General features: G+C 68.1%; 12 protein-coding genes. 1 reads left to right on the top strand and 11 read right to left on the bottom strand.

Features of this window, described 5'->3' with window-relative positions; all coding sequences use genetic code 11:
* Positions 1 to 23 precede the first annotated feature (23 nt).
* The 11 genes from IG194_RS15835 to glnE all read right to left on the bottom strand — a co-directional run bounded on the left by IG194_RS15835 (position 24) and on the right by glnE (position 14301).
* The gene (locus IG194_RS15835; protein WP_058488171.1) at positions 24 to 1160 is read right to left on the bottom strand and encodes a glycosyltransferase; all 1137 of its coding nucleotides are present in this window, start codon (positions 1158 to 1160) and stop codon (positions 24 to 26) included.
* Complete coding sequence (locus IG194_RS15830; protein WP_058488170.1) at positions 1144 to 2901, bottom strand: carbamoyltransferase; 1758 nt, start codon at positions 2899 to 2901, stop codon at positions 1144 to 1146. Before IG194_RS15830 ends, IG194_RS15835 begins: the two co-directional genes overlap by 17 nt.
* Positions 2902 to 3227: 326 nt before the next feature.
* A complete protein-coding gene (locus IG194_RS15825) occupies positions 3228 to 4712 on the bottom strand; it encodes a lipopolysaccharide kinase InaA family protein (RefSeq protein WP_058488169.1) in 1485 nt (494 codons plus the stop codon).
* A complete protein-coding gene (locus IG194_RS15820; RefSeq protein WP_009613575.1) occupies positions 4709 to 5464 on the bottom strand; it encodes a lipopolysaccharide kinase InaA family protein in 756 nt (251 codons plus the stop codon). Before IG194_RS15820 ends, IG194_RS15825 begins: the two co-directional genes overlap by 4 nt.
* The gene (locus IG194_RS15815) at positions 5461 to 6195 is read right to left on the bottom strand and encodes a lipopolysaccharide kinase InaA family protein (RefSeq protein ID WP_058488168.1); all 735 of its coding nucleotides are present in this window, start codon (positions 6193 to 6195) and stop codon (positions 5461 to 5463) included. Before IG194_RS15815 ends, IG194_RS15820 begins: the two co-directional genes overlap by 4 nt.
* A complete protein-coding gene (gene rfaP, locus IG194_RS15810; RefSeq protein ID WP_043268509.1) occupies positions 6195 to 7001 on the bottom strand; it encodes a lipopolysaccharide core heptose(I) kinase RfaP in 807 nt (268 codons plus the stop codon). The genes IG194_RS15815 and rfaP overlap by 1 nt, the downstream gene beginning before the upstream one ends.
* Before the next feature lie 48 nt (positions 7002 to 7049).
* Entirely contained in the window at positions 7050 to 8171 is a 1122-nt protein-coding gene (locus IG194_RS15805; RefSeq protein WP_043316965.1) for a glycosyltransferase family 4 protein, read from the bottom strand.
* The gene (gene waaC / locus IG194_RS15800; protein WP_043316968.1) at positions 8168 to 9235 is read right to left on the bottom strand and encodes a lipopolysaccharide heptosyltransferase I; all 1068 of its coding nucleotides are present in this window, start codon (positions 9233 to 9235) and stop codon (positions 8168 to 8170) included. The genes IG194_RS15805 and waaC overlap by 4 nt, the downstream gene beginning before the upstream one ends.
* Positions 9232 to 10266, bottom strand: a complete 1035-nt coding sequence (waaF, locus tag IG194_RS15795) for a lipopolysaccharide heptosyltransferase II (RefSeq protein ID WP_058488167.1) — start codon at positions 10264 to 10266, stop codon at positions 9232 to 9234. Before waaF ends, waaC begins: the two co-directional genes overlap by 4 nt.
* 80 nt (positions 10267 to 10346) lie before the next feature.
* Positions 10347 to 11270 (bottom strand): branched-chain-amino-acid transaminase, encoded by a 924-nt coding sequence (gene ilvE, locus IG194_RS15790; protein WP_009613587.1) that lies wholly within the window; start codon positions 11268 to 11270, stop codon positions 10347 to 10349.
* A gap of 82 nt (positions 11271 to 11352) precedes the next feature.
* A complete protein-coding gene (glnE, locus tag IG194_RS15785) occupies positions 11353 to 14301 on the bottom strand; it encodes a bifunctional [glutamate--ammonia ligase]-adenylyl-L-tyrosine phosphorylase/[glutamate--ammonia-ligase] adenylyltransferase (protein WP_058488166.1) in 2949 nt (982 codons plus the stop codon).
* 243 nt (positions 14302 to 14544) lie between these two features.
* On the opposite strand from glnE, the gene aceE reads away from it, so the two are divergent.
* Complete coding sequence (aceE, locus tag IG194_RS15780) at positions 14545 to 17193, top strand: pyruvate dehydrogenase (acetyl-transferring), homodimeric type (RefSeq protein ID WP_009613590.1); 2649 nt, start codon at positions 14545 to 14547, stop codon at positions 17191 to 17193.
* Positions 17194 to 17202: the final 9 nt, after the last annotated feature.

Raw genomic sequence — 17202 nt, 5'->3', positions numbered from 1 at the left:
TTCACCCTTGGCGGCCACGGCCGTCATTCGGAAACGCCACGCGTCAGCGCACGGACCATCGGCAGGCTCCAGAACTCCCGGCGCACGGCCTCGTCGGAGAAGCGCGTGTGCAGGCGCTCGTCCATCAGCCGGGCGCAGGCCTCGCGCTGCTGCCGGTCGAGCGCCGCCAGGTGCGCCAGGCCCTGGGCCAGGGCCGCGTCGTCGCGCAGCGGGAAGAGGATGCCCAGGCCCTCGACGATTTCGCCGGCGCCACCGCCGGCGGTGGAGATCAGCGGCACGCCGGCGGCCATGGCCTCCAGCAGGACCATGCCGAAGGGCTCGTGGTCGGAGCTCAGGGCGAACACGTCGAAGGCCTTGAAGTAGCGCCGCGCGTCCGGCACCTGGCCGAGGAACAGCACGCGCTCGGCGATGCCCAGCTCGCGGGCCAGCGCCTTGAGGTCTTCCTCCAGGCGGCCCTTGCCGAGGATCGCCAGCAGCGCGTTCGGCGGCAGTTGCGGCAGGGCCGCGGCGAAGCCGCGCAGCAGCGTGGCCTGGTCCTTGTCCGGGTGCAGGCGGCCGACGTTGCCGACCACCCAGGCGTTGTCCGCCAGGCGCAGGTGCTGGCGCGCCGGGTAGCGCTCCACCTGCTCGGCCTGCAGGGCGTCGACGTCGACGCGGTTGTACAGCGTCTCGATGCGCTCCGCCGGCCAGGCCGGCAGGCACTGGCGCAGTTCGTCGCGCACGGCGTTGGACACCGCCAGCAAGCTCAGGCGCTTGGCGAACAGCTTGGCGAACAGCTTGCGGCCAAGCCGGCGGTAGTCACCGAAGCCATGGTGCACGCCGATCACCGGCAGGCGCGTGCCGAGCATGGCGACCCAGGTGGGCTTGAAGCGATGGGCGATGCAGAAGCGGAAGTCCCGCGAGCGGGCGATCTCGCGCAGGTCGCGGATGGCGCGCAGCTTGAGGCCGCGCACGTCCTTCGAGCTGTAGTCGAGGAACAGCACCTCGTCGCTGGCGCAGCCGGCGGCCACCTCGGCGTCGGGCGCCCCGGTGAGGAACACCGTGGTCACCCGGTAGCCGGTGCCGGCGAACAGGCTGGCGTACTGACGGGCGCAATCCAGGAAGGGCCCGTCATAGCCGTGGCAGAACTGCAGGACCCGCGGTTCAGCCGAGCGAGTCATAGGCCGCCGCGCCGTCCTTGACCACCAGGATGTCCTGCATGATCAGGTATTGCAGGTCCGAACCGTAGAACATGTTCAGCGCGTCGGTCGGCGAGCAGATCATCGGCTCGCCGCGACGGTTCAGCGAGGTGTTCAGCGCCACGCCGTTGCCGGTGAGTTTCTCCAGCTCCTTCATCAGGTCGTAGTAGCGCGGGTTGAACTCGCGCTTGAGCACCTGGGCGCGGGAGGTGCCGTCCTCGTGGACGACTTCCGGCACGCGGGTCTTCCACTCTTCGTTGACTTCGAAGGTGAAGGTCATGAACGGCGCCGGGTGGTCGATCTTGAACATCTGCGGGCCGACGGTATCCAGCATCGACGGGCAGAAGGGCCGCCAGCGCTCGCGGAACTTGATCTGCGCGTTGATGCGGTCGGCCACGCCCGGCACGCTCGGGCAGCCGAGGATGGAGCGCCCGCCGAGGGCGCGCGGGCCGAACTCCATGCGGCCCTGGAACCAGGCCACCGGGTTGCCGTCGGCCAGCACCTTGGCGATGGTTTCGGGCACGTTGTCGATCTTGCGCCAGGCCGGCTTGGCCTCGTGGCGGGCGCAGGCGGCGATGACGTCTTCGTTGCTGTAGGCCGGGCCGAGGTAGACGTGCTCCATCTTCTCCACCGGCACGCCGCGCTCCCAGGACACGTAGGCGGCGGCGCCCACCGCGGTGCCGGCGTCGCTGGCCGCGGGCTGCACGTACAGCTCCTTGACCTCGGGGCGGGCGATGATCTTCTGGTTCAGCTTGACGTTCAGCGCGCAGCCGCCGGCGAAGGCGATCTTGCCGGTTTCGCGGAGGATGTCGCCCAGGTAGTAGTCCATCATCTCCAGCGCCAGCTTCTCGAACAGCGCCTGGATGCTGGCGGCGTAGTGGATGTACGGGTCGTCGGCGATGTCGCCTTCGCGTTTCGGGCCCAGCCACTCGATCAGCTTGGGCGAGAAGTAGTAGCCCTTGCCCTTTTCCTTGTAGCGGCGGAAGCCGATGACGTTGGCGTAGTCGGTGTTGATGATCAGCTCGCCGTTCTCGAACTTGGCCAGGCGCGAGAAATCGTACTTGCTGGCGTCGCCGTAGGGCGCCATGCCCATGACCTTGAACTCGCCGTCGAGCATGTCGAAGCCGAGGTACTCGGTGATCGCGCCGTACAGCCCGCCCAGGGAGTCCGGGTCGTAGAACTCCTTGATCTTGTGGATCTTGCCGTTCTCGCCGTAGCCGAAGAAGGTGGTGGCGTACTCGCCCTTGCCGTCGATCCCGAGGATCGCGGTCTTCTCCTTGAAGCCGGAGCAGTGGTAGGCGCTGGAGGCGTGGGCCAGGTGGTGCTCGACCGGCTGGATCTTGACCTTCTTCAGGTCGAAGCCCAGTTGCTGCAGGCACCACTGGATGCGCTTGTAGTAGCGCTTGTAGCGGCGGTTGCCGAGCAGGATGGCGTCCAGCGCGCGGTCCGGGGCATAGGCGTAGCGCTTGGCGTAGTGCCAGCGGGCCTTGCCGAACAGGCTGATGGGGGCGAAGGGAATGGCCACCACGTCGACGTCGGACGGCTTGATGCCGGCCTGCTCCAGGCAGAACTTGGCCGACTCGTAGGGCATGCGGTTCTTCGCGTGCTTGTCGCGGACGAAGCGCTCTTCTTCGACCGCCGCGACCAGCTTGCCGTCGATGTACAGGGCGGCGGAAGGGTCATGGCTTACGGCGCCGGACAGGCCGAGGATGGTCAATGACACGGGTAAGAGCCTCTTTGAAAGCAGCTGGAAGCTTGAAGCCGGAAGCTTGAAGCAACAGCGGTGTTCGTTCATAGCCCCTGGGGGCTTTCGTCTTCCAGCGTCAAGCCTCGGGCTTGAAACCGGGATAAATTGTCTTAGAAGCAGCTGGAAGCTTGAAGCCGGAAGCTTGAAGCAACAGCGATGTTCGTCATAGCCCCTGGGGGCTTTCGTCTTCCAGCGTCAAGCCTCGGGCTCGACGCTGGGATAAATTGTCTTAGAAGCAGCTGGAAGCTTGAAGCCGGAAGCTTGAAGCCCAAAACACCAGCGCCAACCTCCAGCTCTTGCTTTCAGCTTCCAGCTTCCAGCTTCCAGCTGCTCTTAGGTATTCGCTCATCCAGCAACCGGTGCAGCGCGCTGCCCTGCGGCCAGTTGCGCAGGAAACGTGCGCGGTCGCGGGCATAGGCGCGCTCGAAACTGGCCTGGCCGTGGTGCTTGTGCATGGCGTCGAGGTCGATCAGCGCCCAGCGCCCCGCATCGCCTTCCCCCTGCCAGAACAGGTTGTGGCCCTTGAGGTCGCCGTGGCTGATGCGCTCGCGCCGCAGCGCCGCGAACAGGCTGTCCAGGGCCTTGAGTTCGGCCTCCGGCGGCATGCCGGCCCCGTCCGGATCGTCCAGATGGGGTTTGAAACGGGCAATTATATCCTGCCCGGCCAGGTAATCGGTAATCAGGAAGGCCGGCCCGCGCAGCCAAAGCCAGCGCCGTTCCAGCACCGCCAGGGGTTTCGCGGTGGCGATGCCGAGGGCTTCCAGACGGTTGCCCTCGCGCCAGGAGGCCCAGGCGCGGCTGGGGCGCCAGAAGCGCTTGAGCCAGTGCAGCAGGTTCTTGATGTTGTAACGCTTGACTACCAGCAGGCGACCATCCAGTTCCACTTTCGCCACGGTAGCGGCACCGCCGGTCTTGTAGACATGCCCCCGGTCAATGAAAGCGTCCGGCTCGGCCAGCAGCGGCGCCAGGCCGGCTTCCTCCTCGCGGCGCACCGCGCGCAGGCCGAAGGCGCCGCGGCGCACGCTGAACAGGCTGCAGTCGCGGCCGATCTTCTTCAGCAGGTCGGCGACGCGCCAGCGGCGCACCCGGGCTATCTCCTTCTGCAGGGCCTCCAGCGGCAGCGCGTGCTCGCCGTTGACCAGCAGGTAGTGCACCAGCAGTTCTTCGAGGAAGGGGTCGAGGCTGGCCGGCAACTGGGCGAAGAACACCCCGAGGTTTTCCAGCACGTGCTTGCGCGACAGCGGCTGGCCGGGCGTCTCGGCGCGGATGCCGGCGCCGTCGATCAGGTACAGGCGGCCGTCGTGGCGCAGCAGGTTGTCCAGGTGCAGGTCCTCCTGCCACAGGCCCTTGGCGTGCAGTTCGGCGATGGCCGCCAGGGCCTCGCCGAGCACCGCCTGCTGGGCGTCGGACAGCGCCGGCTCGGCTTCCACCGCGCGCCAGGCGTCGCCCAGGCTGTGGGCATCGTCGAGGAATTCGAAGAGCAGCCAGCCGCCCTCGCCTTCGCGCAGGCCGTCGGCCAGCAGCAGCGGCGTGGTCAGGCCCTGTTCGGCGAGCAGGCGCACGCCGGCCAGTTCGCGCTGGAAGTGCCGCGCGGCCTTGCCGCCGACCAGCAGCTTGGCCAGCACCTGGCGCCCGCGCCAGTTGCCTGCGCCGACGTAGCGCCGGCCCGGCAGCACGCGCAGCAGGCTGTCCAGGCGCAGTTCGGCGGGGCCGGCGCCATCGGCCAGTTCCAGCCGCAGCGGCAGCGTCGGCTGGCGCCCGGCGCTTCGCAGTTCGCCCAGCCTCACCCGCGTTTCTCCTTCTTGCGCCGGCGCGCGCCCAGGCGCTTGTACCAGTGGTCCACCTCGGCGCCGCTGGCCGCGCTGCCCAGGTAGGCGGCGAGCAGTTGACGCACGTCCACCTCGCTCCAGTCCGGCGCGCGGCGCAGCAGCGGCTCCAGGTCCTTGACGCGGTCGCGCAGGCCGAACCACAGCGGGCGGGTCTTCTCCAGGTCGATCAGGCAGGCCTGGAAGCCGTCCTCGGCCTCCCGCAGGAAGATGTGCTTGGGATAGAAGCAGCCGTGCATCTGCCCGGCCTCGTGCAGGCGCCGGGCGAGCATGCCGCAGGCGTGCAGGATGGCCTGGCGGCGCTCTGCCGGCAGGCCGGACCAGTCCTTCAGCCAGGCGTCCAGGTCACGCCAGCCGTCCAGCGCGCGGGTCACCAGGATGGCGCGGCGCTCGCCGCCCTCGCGGCGTTCGCCGAAGAAGGCCGCCTGCAACGCCGGGATGCCCAGTTGCTGGTAGCGCTGGATGTTGCGGAACTCACGGGCGAAGGTCGGCTCGCCGCCCGGGCGCAGCAGGCTGCGCGTGAGGTGGTTGCTCTGCCGCTTGAGGTAGTAGGCGCCGCCGTCCAGCTCCAGGCGGAACACGCAGCTCATGCCGCCGCGCTCGGTGTTGGGCTCGTCCACCGCCTCCAGCGGCAGCGTCCAGAGCGCGTCGAAGTCGGCCAGGCCCTGGCTGTGCAGGCGCTCGCGGTCGTCGTCGGCGATGAAGTCGTTCACTCGCGTCCCTCGTAGAAATGGGCGATGCGCCGCACGCGGACCTTGTCCGAGGCGTTCAGCCGCTCGCGCCGGCGGTACTGCAGGTAGAAGCGCAGGCGCTGGGTGGCGGAAAGGTGGTACTTGGCCACCTTGTCCAGGGTCGCCAGGTCCTTGGTCACGCGGTGGCGCAGCATGAAACTGACCCAGTAGTTGCCGATCGGGCAGTCGATGAAATACACGGTGCCGGCGGCGTCGACCAGGATGTTGCGCCACTTCAGGTCGTTGTGGGTGAAGTGGTGGTCATGCATCAGCCGGGTATGAGCGGCCAGTTGCTGGCTGACGTGGTCGACCCAGGCGCGGTCGCGCAGGCGCGGGTCGTCGCGCCGGGCCAGCGCGGCCAGGTCCTCGGTGCCCGGCACTTCGCGGGTGACCATGGCGCCGCGGACGAAGGCGCCGCGCCTGCGCTCCAGGCCCCAGGCCACCACTTCGGCGGTGGGGATGCCCCACTTGGCGAACTGCTTGAGGTTCTGCCACTCGGCCTTGATCCGCGGCCGCGCGAGGTAGCGGTGGTAACCCTTGCCGGCGCTGTTGTAGCGCTTGACGTAGTAGCGCACGCCGTCGCGCTCGATGCGGATCACTTCGGACTTGGGGTCCTTGGTCAGGCGCTCGCCCTCAAGGGCGAACACCGCGTCCAGGCTGCCGAAGTCGGCGGACAGGTGGCTGTAGGCGGGTTCCAGGGTCCAGCCCGACATCAGAGCAGGTCTCCGTAGCGCTGCTTGCGATCGTAGAGTTTGGCAGCCTTGCGCTCCATCCAGGCGAGCAGAGCGGCCTCCTCGCGGAGGATGTCGCGCAGGGGCTTGCGGAAGTAACCGCGCAGGAAGCGTAGCTTGTCGCGTTGCGTCAAGCCGATGTCCAGCGCCGAGAAGTACAGCGCGGCCAGGTCCTTGTCGCGCCAGCGCCGCGGCGTGGCGGCGCGGGTCTGGGCGCGGTGCAGGTCGATCACCGACAGGCGCAGGTCGTCGGGCGTCGGCGGGCGGTCGGTGTGCAGCAGGAAGTGGCAGATGTAGCAGTCGCGGTGGTTCACCCCGGCGCGGTGCATGGTGCCGACCATCTTCGCCACTTCGTCGATCAGCGCGCGCTTGAAGCGCGGCTGCGGCGGCTCGCGCAGCCAGTTCAGCGACAGCTGTTCGAGATCGATGGTGGGCGCCAGTTCCTCGGTGACGATGAAGGAATGCTGGCGCGCCGGGTCGCCGCCGCGCTCGCCGTAGGCCACCGCGGTCATGGTCGCCACGCCGGCCTGGTGCAGGCGCTCCAGGGCGCGCTGTTCCTGCCCGGCGCCGAGCACCGGGAGCTTGGCGCTGAGCAGGTTCTTGAAGATTTCGCCCCAGCCGATGCCGCGGTGGATCTTGACGAAGTAGCCGCGGCCGTCGACCTCGGTGCGCAGGGTGCGGCGGCCTTCCAGCTCGCGGTAGACCTTGCCCTGCAGGCGCTCGACCTCGACGAAGGGGTCCTTGCCGGCCCACAGGCTCCTGAACGGCTCGCGCAGCTCAAGCTTCATGGGCGCCCGCCTTTCGTAGGAGCCCGGGGAAGCCGGGGAGAGGGGTGTTCATGGGCGCTCCTGCAGGATCACGTCCGCGGCGTGCTGCGGCATGGAGTACAGGTCCGCCGTGTCGGCGAAGGCCAGGCCGTTGCGCGACCAGGCAGCGCGCGCCGCGTCGTCCCGGAGCATCTCCGCCAGCATGCGGTTGAAGGCGTCCTGCTCGAAGGGCGACGGCACTACGCGGCCGGCATCGGCTTCGGCGATGTAGTGGGCGTAGCCGCAGACGTCGGTGACCAGCACCGGCAGGCCGGCGACCACCGCCTCCAGCAGCACGGTGCCGGTGTTCTCGTTGTACGCCGGGTGGATCAGCAGGTCGGCGCCGAGCAGGAAACGCGGGATGTCGCTGCGGCCCTTGAGGATCTGCACGTGGTCCGACAGGCCCAGGGCCTTCACCTGCAGCAGGAAGGGCTTGGGGTCGTCCTGGCCGATGGCGATCAGCCGGGTGCGCTTGCGCAGGTCCCGCGGCAGCGCCGCCAGGGCCTTGAGGCTACGATCCAGGCCCTTGGTCTTGAAGCCCGAACCGATCTGCACCAGCAGCAGGTCGTCGTCGGCCAGCTTGAATTCGCGGCGGAAGTCGGCGCGGATTTCCGCGGCGTTGGCCGGCGCCCGGCGGTCCAGGGCGATGCCCGGAGGCAGCAGGTGGAAGCGCTCGATCGGGGTGTGGTAGTGCTTGATGAACAGCGGCTGCTGCACCTCGGAGATCATCAGCACCTCGGTCTTCGACTCGGGGGCGAACACCGCCCGCTCGTAGTCGGCGAAGTGCTTGTAGCGGCCCCAGCGGCGGTAGATGGGGTTGCGCAGGGTCTGCGCCTTGTCTTCGAAGCAGCCGTCGGCGGCGTAGTAGACGTCGAGGCCCGGCATCTTGTTGAAGCCGATCACCCGGTCCACCGGGTCGCGCGCAAGGTCGGCGGCCAGCCAGGCGCTGAACTTCTCGTTGCGGCGGTGGTTGAACAGCGCCTTGACCGGCGCCACGCGCACGTCGAAACCGGGCGGCACCTCGCCCTCCCAGATCGGCGTGTAGACGCGGATGGAATGGCCGCGCTTCTGGCATTCCAGGGCGATGCGCATGAAGTCGCGCTGCAACCCGCCGAAGGGGAAGTACTTGTACAGGACGAAAGCCAGTTTCATCGAAGCGTCTCCGGGGCCAGCAGCAGCGCCTCCAGTTGCAGCGCCACGCGCTGCGGGTTCAGGCGCGTGAAGCACAGGGGCTGCTCTTGCCGCAGGTCGAACTGGCGCTTGTCTTCGGCCGTCGGCTGGTAGGTGCAGGTCTTCTGCAGGCAGGGTGCGCAGGGCCAGTCGCTGGCCAGGTGCACCTGGGAACGCCCGTAGGCGCCGGTCAGCCCGGGATTGGTCGGGCCGAACAGCGACAGCGTCGGCACGTCCAGGGCGGCGGCCAGGTGTCCGAGCCCGGTGTCCACCGCCACGCAGGCGGAAGCGCCGGCCAGGACCTTGGCCATGCCTGCGAGGGATAACCTGGGGAGCACCGAGGCGTTTTCCAAGCCCTGGGCGATGCGCTCGGCGCGCTGGCGCTCGTTGTCGTTGCCCCAGGGCAGGCGCACCGACCAGCCGCGCTCGCCCATGCGCTCGGCCAGCTCGCGCCAGTAGGCCTCGGGCCAGTGCTTGGTGACCCAGGTGGTGCCGTGCAGGAAGACCAGATAAGGCTCGCCGGCGCTCCCGTCGATCAGCAGGCCGCGGTCCAGGCCGTAGTCGCCGACGCCCGCCGGCAGCGGGTAGTCCAGCGCCTGGGCGAACAGCTGGCGCACGCGCTCCACCGCGTGCTGGCCCCAGGCGACCGGGTAGCCGCGGTCGTAGAAGCGGCTGGCCGCCGGCTCGCGCGCGGACTCCCTGTCCAGCCCGGCGACCGGCACCTTCTTCGCGTAGCGCGTCAGCCAGGCGCTCTTGAGCAGGCCCTGGGCGTCGATCACCAGGTCGTAGTCGACCTCGCGCAGGCGCTTCTTGAAACGCCGCCACTCGCCGTTCTTCAGGGTCTGCCAGAGGTTCTTGCGCCAGCGCCGGATGGCCACCGGGATGACCTGGGCCACCGCCGGGTGCCAGGCCGGGATCTCGGCGAAGCCTTCCTCGACCACCCAGTCGAACTGGATGCCGGGGATGGCCCGGGCGGCGTCGGTGAGCGCCGGCAGGGTATGGATGACGTCGCCCAGGGACGACGTCTTGATCAGCAGTACCCTCATTCGACGTCGACCGGGTCCGCGACCAGGCGGTCGAGCGCCTGCAGCACCATCGACGGCGGCAGCTCGCGCAGGCAGTTGTAGTGGCCGAAGCGGCACACGCGGTCGAAGCAGGGGCTGCATTCCAGGCCCAGGCGGACGATTTCCACGGCATCGGCCAGCGGCGGGGTGAACTGCGGCGAGGTGGAGCCATAGACCGCCACCAGCGGGCGGTTCAGCGCGGCGGCCACGTGCATCAGGCCGGAGTCGTTGCTGACCACGGCGGATGCGCAGGACATCAGGTCGATGGCCTCGGCCAGGGCGGTTCCGCCGGCGAGGTTGACCGACTCCTCGCGCAGGCCGGGGATCAGCCGCGAGCGGATGTCCTCGCCGCCGGGGTGGTCGTTCTTCGAGCCGAATATCCACACCTGCCAGCCGGCGCGGATCTTCGCCTCGGCGACCTTGGCATAGAACTCCGCCGGCCAGCGCTTGGCTTCGCCGAACTCGGCGCCGGGGCACAGCGCCAGCACCGGGCGGTCCAGGCTCAGGCCGAACTTGGCCAGGGCCGCGTCGCGGCTGGCCGGGTCGATGGCCAGGCGCGGCTGCGGGTAGGGCTTGGGCAGCTCGGCGCCCGGCGGGTAGGCCAGGGCCATGAAACGCTCGATCATCAGCGGGTAGCGCGCCTTGTCGAGCTTGCGCACGTCGTTGAGCAGGCCGTAGCGCATCTCGCCCTTCCAGCCGGTGCGCCTGGCGATGCCGGCGAAGAACGGCACCAGCGCGGACTTGAGCGAGTTGGGCAGGAGGATCGCCTGGTCGTACTGGCCGGCCAGGGACTTGCCGATGCGCCGGCGCGCGGCGATGTCGAGCACGCCGTGGCCGAGCGGGAAGCTCAGGGCCTGGCGCACTTCGGGCATGCGTTCGAGGATCGGCCGGCTCCACTCGGGCGCCAGCACGTCGATCTGGCAGTCGGGGTGTTCGCGCTTCAGGCACTCGAAGAGCGTCTGCGCCATCACCATGTCGCCGACCCAGGAGGGACCTACGATCAGAATGTTCATAAGCTGGAGGCTGAAAGCTCGAAGCTGGAAGCCTGTCTGGAACCGCGTTGGCTTCCGACTTCAGGCTTCCAGCTTCCGGCTCATTTGACCAGAGTGCGCCACTCCGGATGGGCGCTGGTCTTGCCGGTGACCAGGTCGAAGTAGGCCTTCTGCAGTCGCTCGGTCACCGGGCCGCGGCGGCCGATGCCGATCTGCCGGCCGTCCACTTCGCGGATCGGGGTGACTTCGGCGGCGGTGCCGGTGAAGAAGGCCTCGTCGGCGATGTATACCTCGTCGCGGGTGATGCGCTTCTCCACCACCCTGATGCCCAGCTCGTCGGCCAGGGTCAGCACGGTGTTGCGGGTGATGCCGTTCAGGCAGGCGGTGACTTCCGGGGTGTAGATCACACCGTCCTTGATGATGAAGATGTTCTCGCCCGAGCCCTCGGCCACGTAGCCTTCGGGGTCCAGCATCATGGCCTCGTCGGCGCCGCCGGAGATGGCTTCCTGCAGGGCCAGCATCGAGTTGATGTAGGCGCCGTTGGACTTGGCGCGGGTCATGGAGATGTTCACGTGGTGGCGGGTGAAGGAGCTGGTGCGCACCTTGATGCCCTGCTCCAGGGCGTCGTCGCCCATGTAGGCGCCCCAGTGCCAGGCGGCGACGATCACGTGGACCTTCAGGCCGGCGGCGCGCAGGCCCATGCCTTCGCTTCCGTAGAACACCATCGGACGGATGTAGGCGCTTTCCAGGTTGTTCTCGCGGACCGCGGCGCGGGTCGCTTCGTTGATCTCTTCCTTGGTGAACGGCATCTTCATGTTCATGATGTGCGCCGAGTCGAAGAGACGGTCGGTGTGGGCCTGCAGGCGGAAGATCGCGGTGCCCTGCGGGGTGTTGTAGGCGCGCACGCCCTCGAACACGCCCATGCCGTAGTGCAGGGTGTGGGTCAGAACGTGGGTGGTCGCGTCGCGCCACTGCACCAGTTCGCCGTCATACCAGATCACGCCATCACGATCGGCCATCGACATATTTGCCAGCTCCTCACAGAAATTCGTCGTCCGGTCGCCGCGGAACCCAGCCCCGCCGGCGACCTGTGCGTACTGCCCGGGATCAGGCGAGCTCGAGCTCGCGCCAGATCCGCATCACTCCGCGGCGTTCTTCATGGAAACGGTCGCCGCCCACTACCCCTGGCTGTTTCTGCAGCGCCAGACGGTGCGCGGCTGCGCGATAGGCCTTGTAGGCCTCCTGCAGGAAACGGACGTCCTCGCTGGCGATCAGGCCAGCCCGCTCCAACCCTTCCAGGATGCGGATGTTGTCGGTGAACTGCAGCAACCCAGGGTGCTGCCACGACCAGGCAAGGGCCGCATATTGCACCATAAATTCGATATCGACGATACCACCGGCATCCTGCTTGAGATCGAAGGGCGCCGCGGCTTCGAAGGCATTCGGCGCGGTGCCGGCGGCGGTCGCGGGGGTGCCCAGGTTGTCGCGCATCTTCGCGCGCATCTCGCTGACTTCCCGGCGCAGCTCGGCCAGGTCGCGATGGCGCCCCACCACCGCGGCGCGGATGCCCTCGAAGGCCTCGGCCACCCGCGCACTGCCGGCCAACACGCGGGCGCGCACCAGGGCCTGGTGTTCCCAGGTCCAGGCCTCGTTCTGCTGGTAGGCCTGGAAAGCCGCCAGCGAACTCACCAGCAGGCCGGCGGCGCCGCTGGGGCGCAGGCGCATGTCCACCTCGTAGAGCGCGCCGGAAGTGGTCTGGGTAGTCAGGAAGTGGATGATCTTCTGCCCCAGGCGGGTGAAGAACTGCGAACCGTCGATGGGCTTGGCGCCGTCGGTCTCGCGCTGCGGGTCGCCGTCGTGGATGAACACCAGGTCCAGGTCCGAGCCGTGGCCCAGCTCCAGGCCGCCGACCTTGCCGTAGCCGACGATGATGAAGTCGGTGTCGCAAGGCGTGCCGTCGGCGCGCAGCGGCCGGCCGTGGCGCTGCACCAGCTGGTGCCAGGCCAGGGCCAGGACCTGTTCGAGGATGGCCTCGGCGAGCCAGGTCAGGTAGTCGCTGACCTTCATCAGCGGCAGGGTGCCGGCGATCTCCGAGGCCACCACGCGCAGGCCGTGGGCCAGCTTGAAGTGACGGAGGGTCTCCATCTGCTGTTCGAGGTCGTCCTCGGGGATGCGCATCAGCCGCTCGCGCAGCTCGGCGATCAGCTCCGGCGCCTGCGGCGGGCTGAGCAGGCGCCCTTCATTAAGCAGCTCGTCCAGCAGAATGGGGAACTTGGCGATCTGCTCGGCCACCATCGGGCTGGCCGCGCACAGCGTCAGCAGGCGCTCCAGGGCGCCGGGGTTCTCGGTGAGCAGTACCAGGTAGGCCGAGCGCCGCGCCACCGCCTCCACCAGGGGCAGCACGCGCTCCAGGGTCAGGTCCGGCTTCTCGTGCTCGGCGAGCATGTTCAGCAGCCGCGGGACGAAGGCGTCCAGGCGCTCGCGGCCCAGGCGCTGCATGGCGCGCACCTGGTTGCCGTGACGCAGGTCGATGAGCCGCTTGAAGGCCGCCGCCGGCTCGGCGAACCCGGCCTCGGCCAGTTGCCGGCAGGCGGATTCCTCGTCCATCTGCTCTTCCCACAGCGGCAGCCACTCGGCGCCAGGGGTGGCGCCCTCGTTCTCGCCGCTCTCGTCCTCGTCGGGGTCGGCGATCACCTGGCGGAAGTGCCAGTCGACGCGCTCGCGCCAGTGGTTGATCGCCTCGTGGAACGCCGACCAGTTGGCGAAGCCCATGATGAAGGCGACGCGGATGCGCGACAGCTCGTCCTCCGGCAGCATCTGCGTCTGCCGGTCGTCGATGGCCTGCAGGGCGTGCTCGGCGTAGCGCAGGAACTGATAGCCCTCGCGCAGCTCGGCGATCACCTGCGGCGGCAGGTAGCCCTGCCCTTCGAGGGTCGCCAGCACCCGCAGCAGCGGCCGCTGCTGCAGGCTCAGGTCGCGGCCGCCGTGGATCAGCTGGAAGGCCTGGGCGATGAACTCCACCTCGCGGATGCCGCCGGCGCCGAGCTTGATGTTCTCGCTCATGCCCTTGCGCCGCACTTCCTGCTGGATCAGCTGCTTCATGCTGCGCAGCGCCTCGATGGCCGAGAAGTCCAGGTAGCGCCGGTAGACGAACGGCCGCAGCAGCTCCAGCAGGCGCTGGCCGGCGTCCTGGTCGCCGCCGACCACCCGCGCCTTGATCATGGCGTAGCGCTCCCAGTCGCGGCCCTGGTCCTGGTAGTACTGCTCCAGCGCGGCGAAGCTGTGCACCAGCGGACCGCTGGAGCCGTAGGGGCGCAGGCGCATGTCGACGCGGAAGACGAAACCTTCGACGGTGATGGCGTCCAGCGCCTTGATCAGCTTCTGCCCCAGGCGGGTGAAGAACTCCTGGTTATCCAGGGCACGGCGGGCGCCCTGGGTCTCGCCGCCCTCGGGGTAGCCGAAGATCAGGTCGATGTCCGAGGACAGGTTCAGCTCGCCGGCGCCCAGCTTGCCCATGCCCAGCACCACCAGTTGCTGCGGCAGGCCGGAGCGGTGGCCGATGGGGGTGCCGAACTGCTGGCAGTGCCTTTCGTAAAGCCAGCGGTAGGCCAGGTCGATGCAATTGTCGGCGAGGTCGGAAAGGTCGCGGCAGGTACCGGCCAGGTCGCTGTCGCGGGTCAGGTCGCGCCAGACGATGCGTATCTGCTGGCGCCGACGGAAGCGGCGCAGGCGGCGGCCCAGTTCGTCCTCGTCGGCGCAGTCGGCCAGCAGCGCCTCCAGTTGCGCGCGCATCTCGCCGCGCTCCAGCGGCCGGTCCAGCTGGCCGCTGGCCACCAGCTCGAGAAAGCCCGCGGCATCGCGCGCCGCCTGCTCGGCGACGAAGTCGCTGGCGGCGCAGACCTGGGCGAAGTCGGCGTGGCGCTCGGCGGACCACTGCTCATAAAGGGCGGCGTTTTCGGCGGGAAGATCGGCTACGGCGGTGCTGAAGGTCTGCCCCGCGCGCTCGGCGAGGGGCTTCAGGGTGGCCGGCAAGGCGGCCCGGGACGGCAGAGTCATGCATCGATCCTGATGAACGGCAACCCCGCGGAAGCCCCGCCATTCGGGCGCCTGTAGTTTTACTACTAACTTTTTTCGCCCAAGGGCTGTATCCAGTCGCGTTTTGTAGTAAAACTACAACCCGCCGGAACCACCCCCGGTGCACTTCCAAGAATTCGCGGCGTCGCCCACGAGGCCGGCGCTGCTATCGGCAACGATCTACTGGCTTTCGATTCTGGAAGCCTTTCCGCCCTGGAGCAAGCCATGCAAGACCTTGATCCCGTCGAAACCCAGGAATGGCTGGACGCCCTGGAATCGGTCCTGGACCGTGAAGGTGAAGACCGCGCCCACTACCTGATGACCCGCATGGGCGAGCTGGCCAGCCGGTCCGGCACCCAACTGCCCTACGCCATCACCACGCCCTACCGCAACACCATCCCGGTGACCCACGAAGCACGCATGCCCGGCGACCTGTTCATGGAACGCCGCATTCGCTCGCTGGTGCGCTGGAACGCGCTGGCCATGGTGATGAAGGCAAACAAGCACGACCCGGATCTGGGCGGCCACATCTCCTCCTTCGCTTCCTCGGCGACGCTCTACGACATCGGCTTCAACTACTTCTTCCAGGCCCCGACCGAAGAACACGGCGGCGACCTGGTGTTCTTCCAGGGCCACGCCTCCCCCGGCGTGTACGCTCGCGCCTTCCTCGAAGGGCGCATCAGCGAAGACCAGCTGAACAACTTCCGCCAGGAAGTGGACGGCCACGGCCTGTCCTCCTACCCGCACCCCTGGCTGATGCCGGACTTCTGGCAGTTCCCCACGGTGTCCATGGGCCTGGGCCCGATCCAGGCGATCTACCAGGCGCGCTTCATGAAGTACCTGGAGAGCCGCGGCTTCATCCCCGCCGGCAAGCAGAAGGTCTGGTGCTTCATGGGCGACGGCGAGTGCGACGAGCCCGAATCCCTGGGCGCCATCTCCCTGGCCGGCCGCGAGAAGCTGGACAACCTGATCTTCGTCATCAACTGCAACCTGCAGCGCCTCGACGGCCCGGTGCGCGGCAACGGCAAGATCATCCAGGAACTCGAAGGCGTGTTCCGCGGCGCCGAGTGGAACGTCAACAAGGTCATCTGGGGCCGCTTCTGGGACCCGCTGTTCGCCAAGGACACCGCCGGCCTGCTGCAGGCGCGCATGGACGAGGTCATCGACGGCGAATACCAGAACTACAAGGCGAAAGACGGCGCCTACGTGCGCGAGCACTTCTTCGGTGCGCGTCCGGAGCTGCTGGAGATGGTCAAGGACCTCTCCGACGAGGAAATCTGGAAGCTCAACCGTGGCGGCCACGACCCCTACAAGGTCTATGCAGCCTACCACCAGGCGGTCAACCACAAGGGCCAGCCGACCGTCATCCTGGCCAAGACCATCAAGGGCTATGGCACGGGTTCGGGCGAAGCGAAGAACATCGCGCACAACGTCAAGAAGGTCGACGTCGAGAGCCTGAAGTCGTTCCGCGACAAGTTCGACATCCCGATCAAGGATGCCGACCTGGAAAACCTGCCGTTCTACCGCCCCGAGGAAGGCAGCGCCGAGGCCAAGTACCTGGCCGAGCGCCGCGCCGCCCTGGGTGGCTACATGCCGGTGCGCCGGCAGAAGAGCTTCCAGGTCCCGGTTCCCCCGCTGGACACCCTCAAGGCCATCCTCGACGGCTCGGGCGACCGCGAAATCTCCACCACCATGGCCTTCGTGCGAATCATCTCGCAGCTGGTCAAGGACAAGGAGCTCGGCCCGCGCATCGTGCCGATCGTGCCCGACGAAGCCCGTACCTTCGGCATGGAAGGCATGTTCCGCCAGCTCGGCATCTATTCCTCCGTCGGCCAGCTGTACGAGCCGGTGGACAAGGACCAGGTGATGTTCTACCGCGAGGACAAGAAGGGCCAGATCCTCGAGGAAGGCATCAACGAGGCCGGCGCCATGTCCAGCTGGATCGCCGCCGGCACCTCGTACTCCACCCACAACCAGCCGATGCTGCCGTTCTACATCTTCTATTCGATGTTCGGCTTCCAGCGCATCGGCGACCTGGCCTGGGCCGCCGGCGACAGCCGCGCCCACGGCTTCCTGGTCGGCGGCACCGCCGGGCGCACCACCCTGAACGGCGAAGGCCTGCAGCACGAGGACGGCCACAGCCACATCCTGGCCTCGACCATCCCCAACTGCCGCACCTACGATCCGACCTATGCCTACGAGCTGGCGGTGATCATCCGCGAAGGCGCGCGGCAGATGATCGAAGAGCAGCAGGACATCTTCTACTACATCACCGTGATGAACGAGAACTACGTCCAGCCGGCCATGCCCAAGGGCGTGGAGGAAGGCATCATCAAGGGCATGTACCTGCTCGACGAGGACAAGAAGGACGCCGCTCACCACGTGCAGCTGCTGGGCTCGGGCACCATCCTGCGCGAAGTGGAAGCCGCGGCGAAGATCCTCCGCGAGGACTTCGGCATCGGCGCCGACGTCTGGTCGGTCCCCAGCTTCAACGAACTGCGCCGCGACGGCCTGGCCGTGGAGCGCTGGAACCGCCTGCACCCGGGCCAGAAGCCCAAGCTGAGCTACGTCGAGGAATGCCTGGGCGGCCGCAAGGGCCCGGTCATCGCCTCCACCGACTACATGAAGCTGTACGCCGAGCAGATCCGCCAGTGGGTCCCGAGCAAGGAGTACAAGGTCCTGGGCACCGACGGTTTCGGCCGCAGCGACAGCCGCCGCAAGCTGCGTGACTTCTTCGAAGTGGACCGCCGCTGGGTCGTCCTGGCCGCGCTGGAAGCCCTGGCCGACCGTGGCGACATCGACGCCAAGGTGGTGGCCGAGGCCATCGCCAAGCTCGGTATCGACCCGGAAAAACGCAACCCGCTGGACTGCTGAGGAGACGCA

The organism is Pseudomonas sp. ADPe (assembly GCF_014843515.1).
Classification (GTDB): Bacteria; Pseudomonadota; Gammaproteobacteria; order Pseudomonadales; family Pseudomonadaceae; genus Pseudomonas; species Pseudomonas citronellolis.
This window is presented reverse-complemented; position numbering and strand designations above follow the sequence as displayed.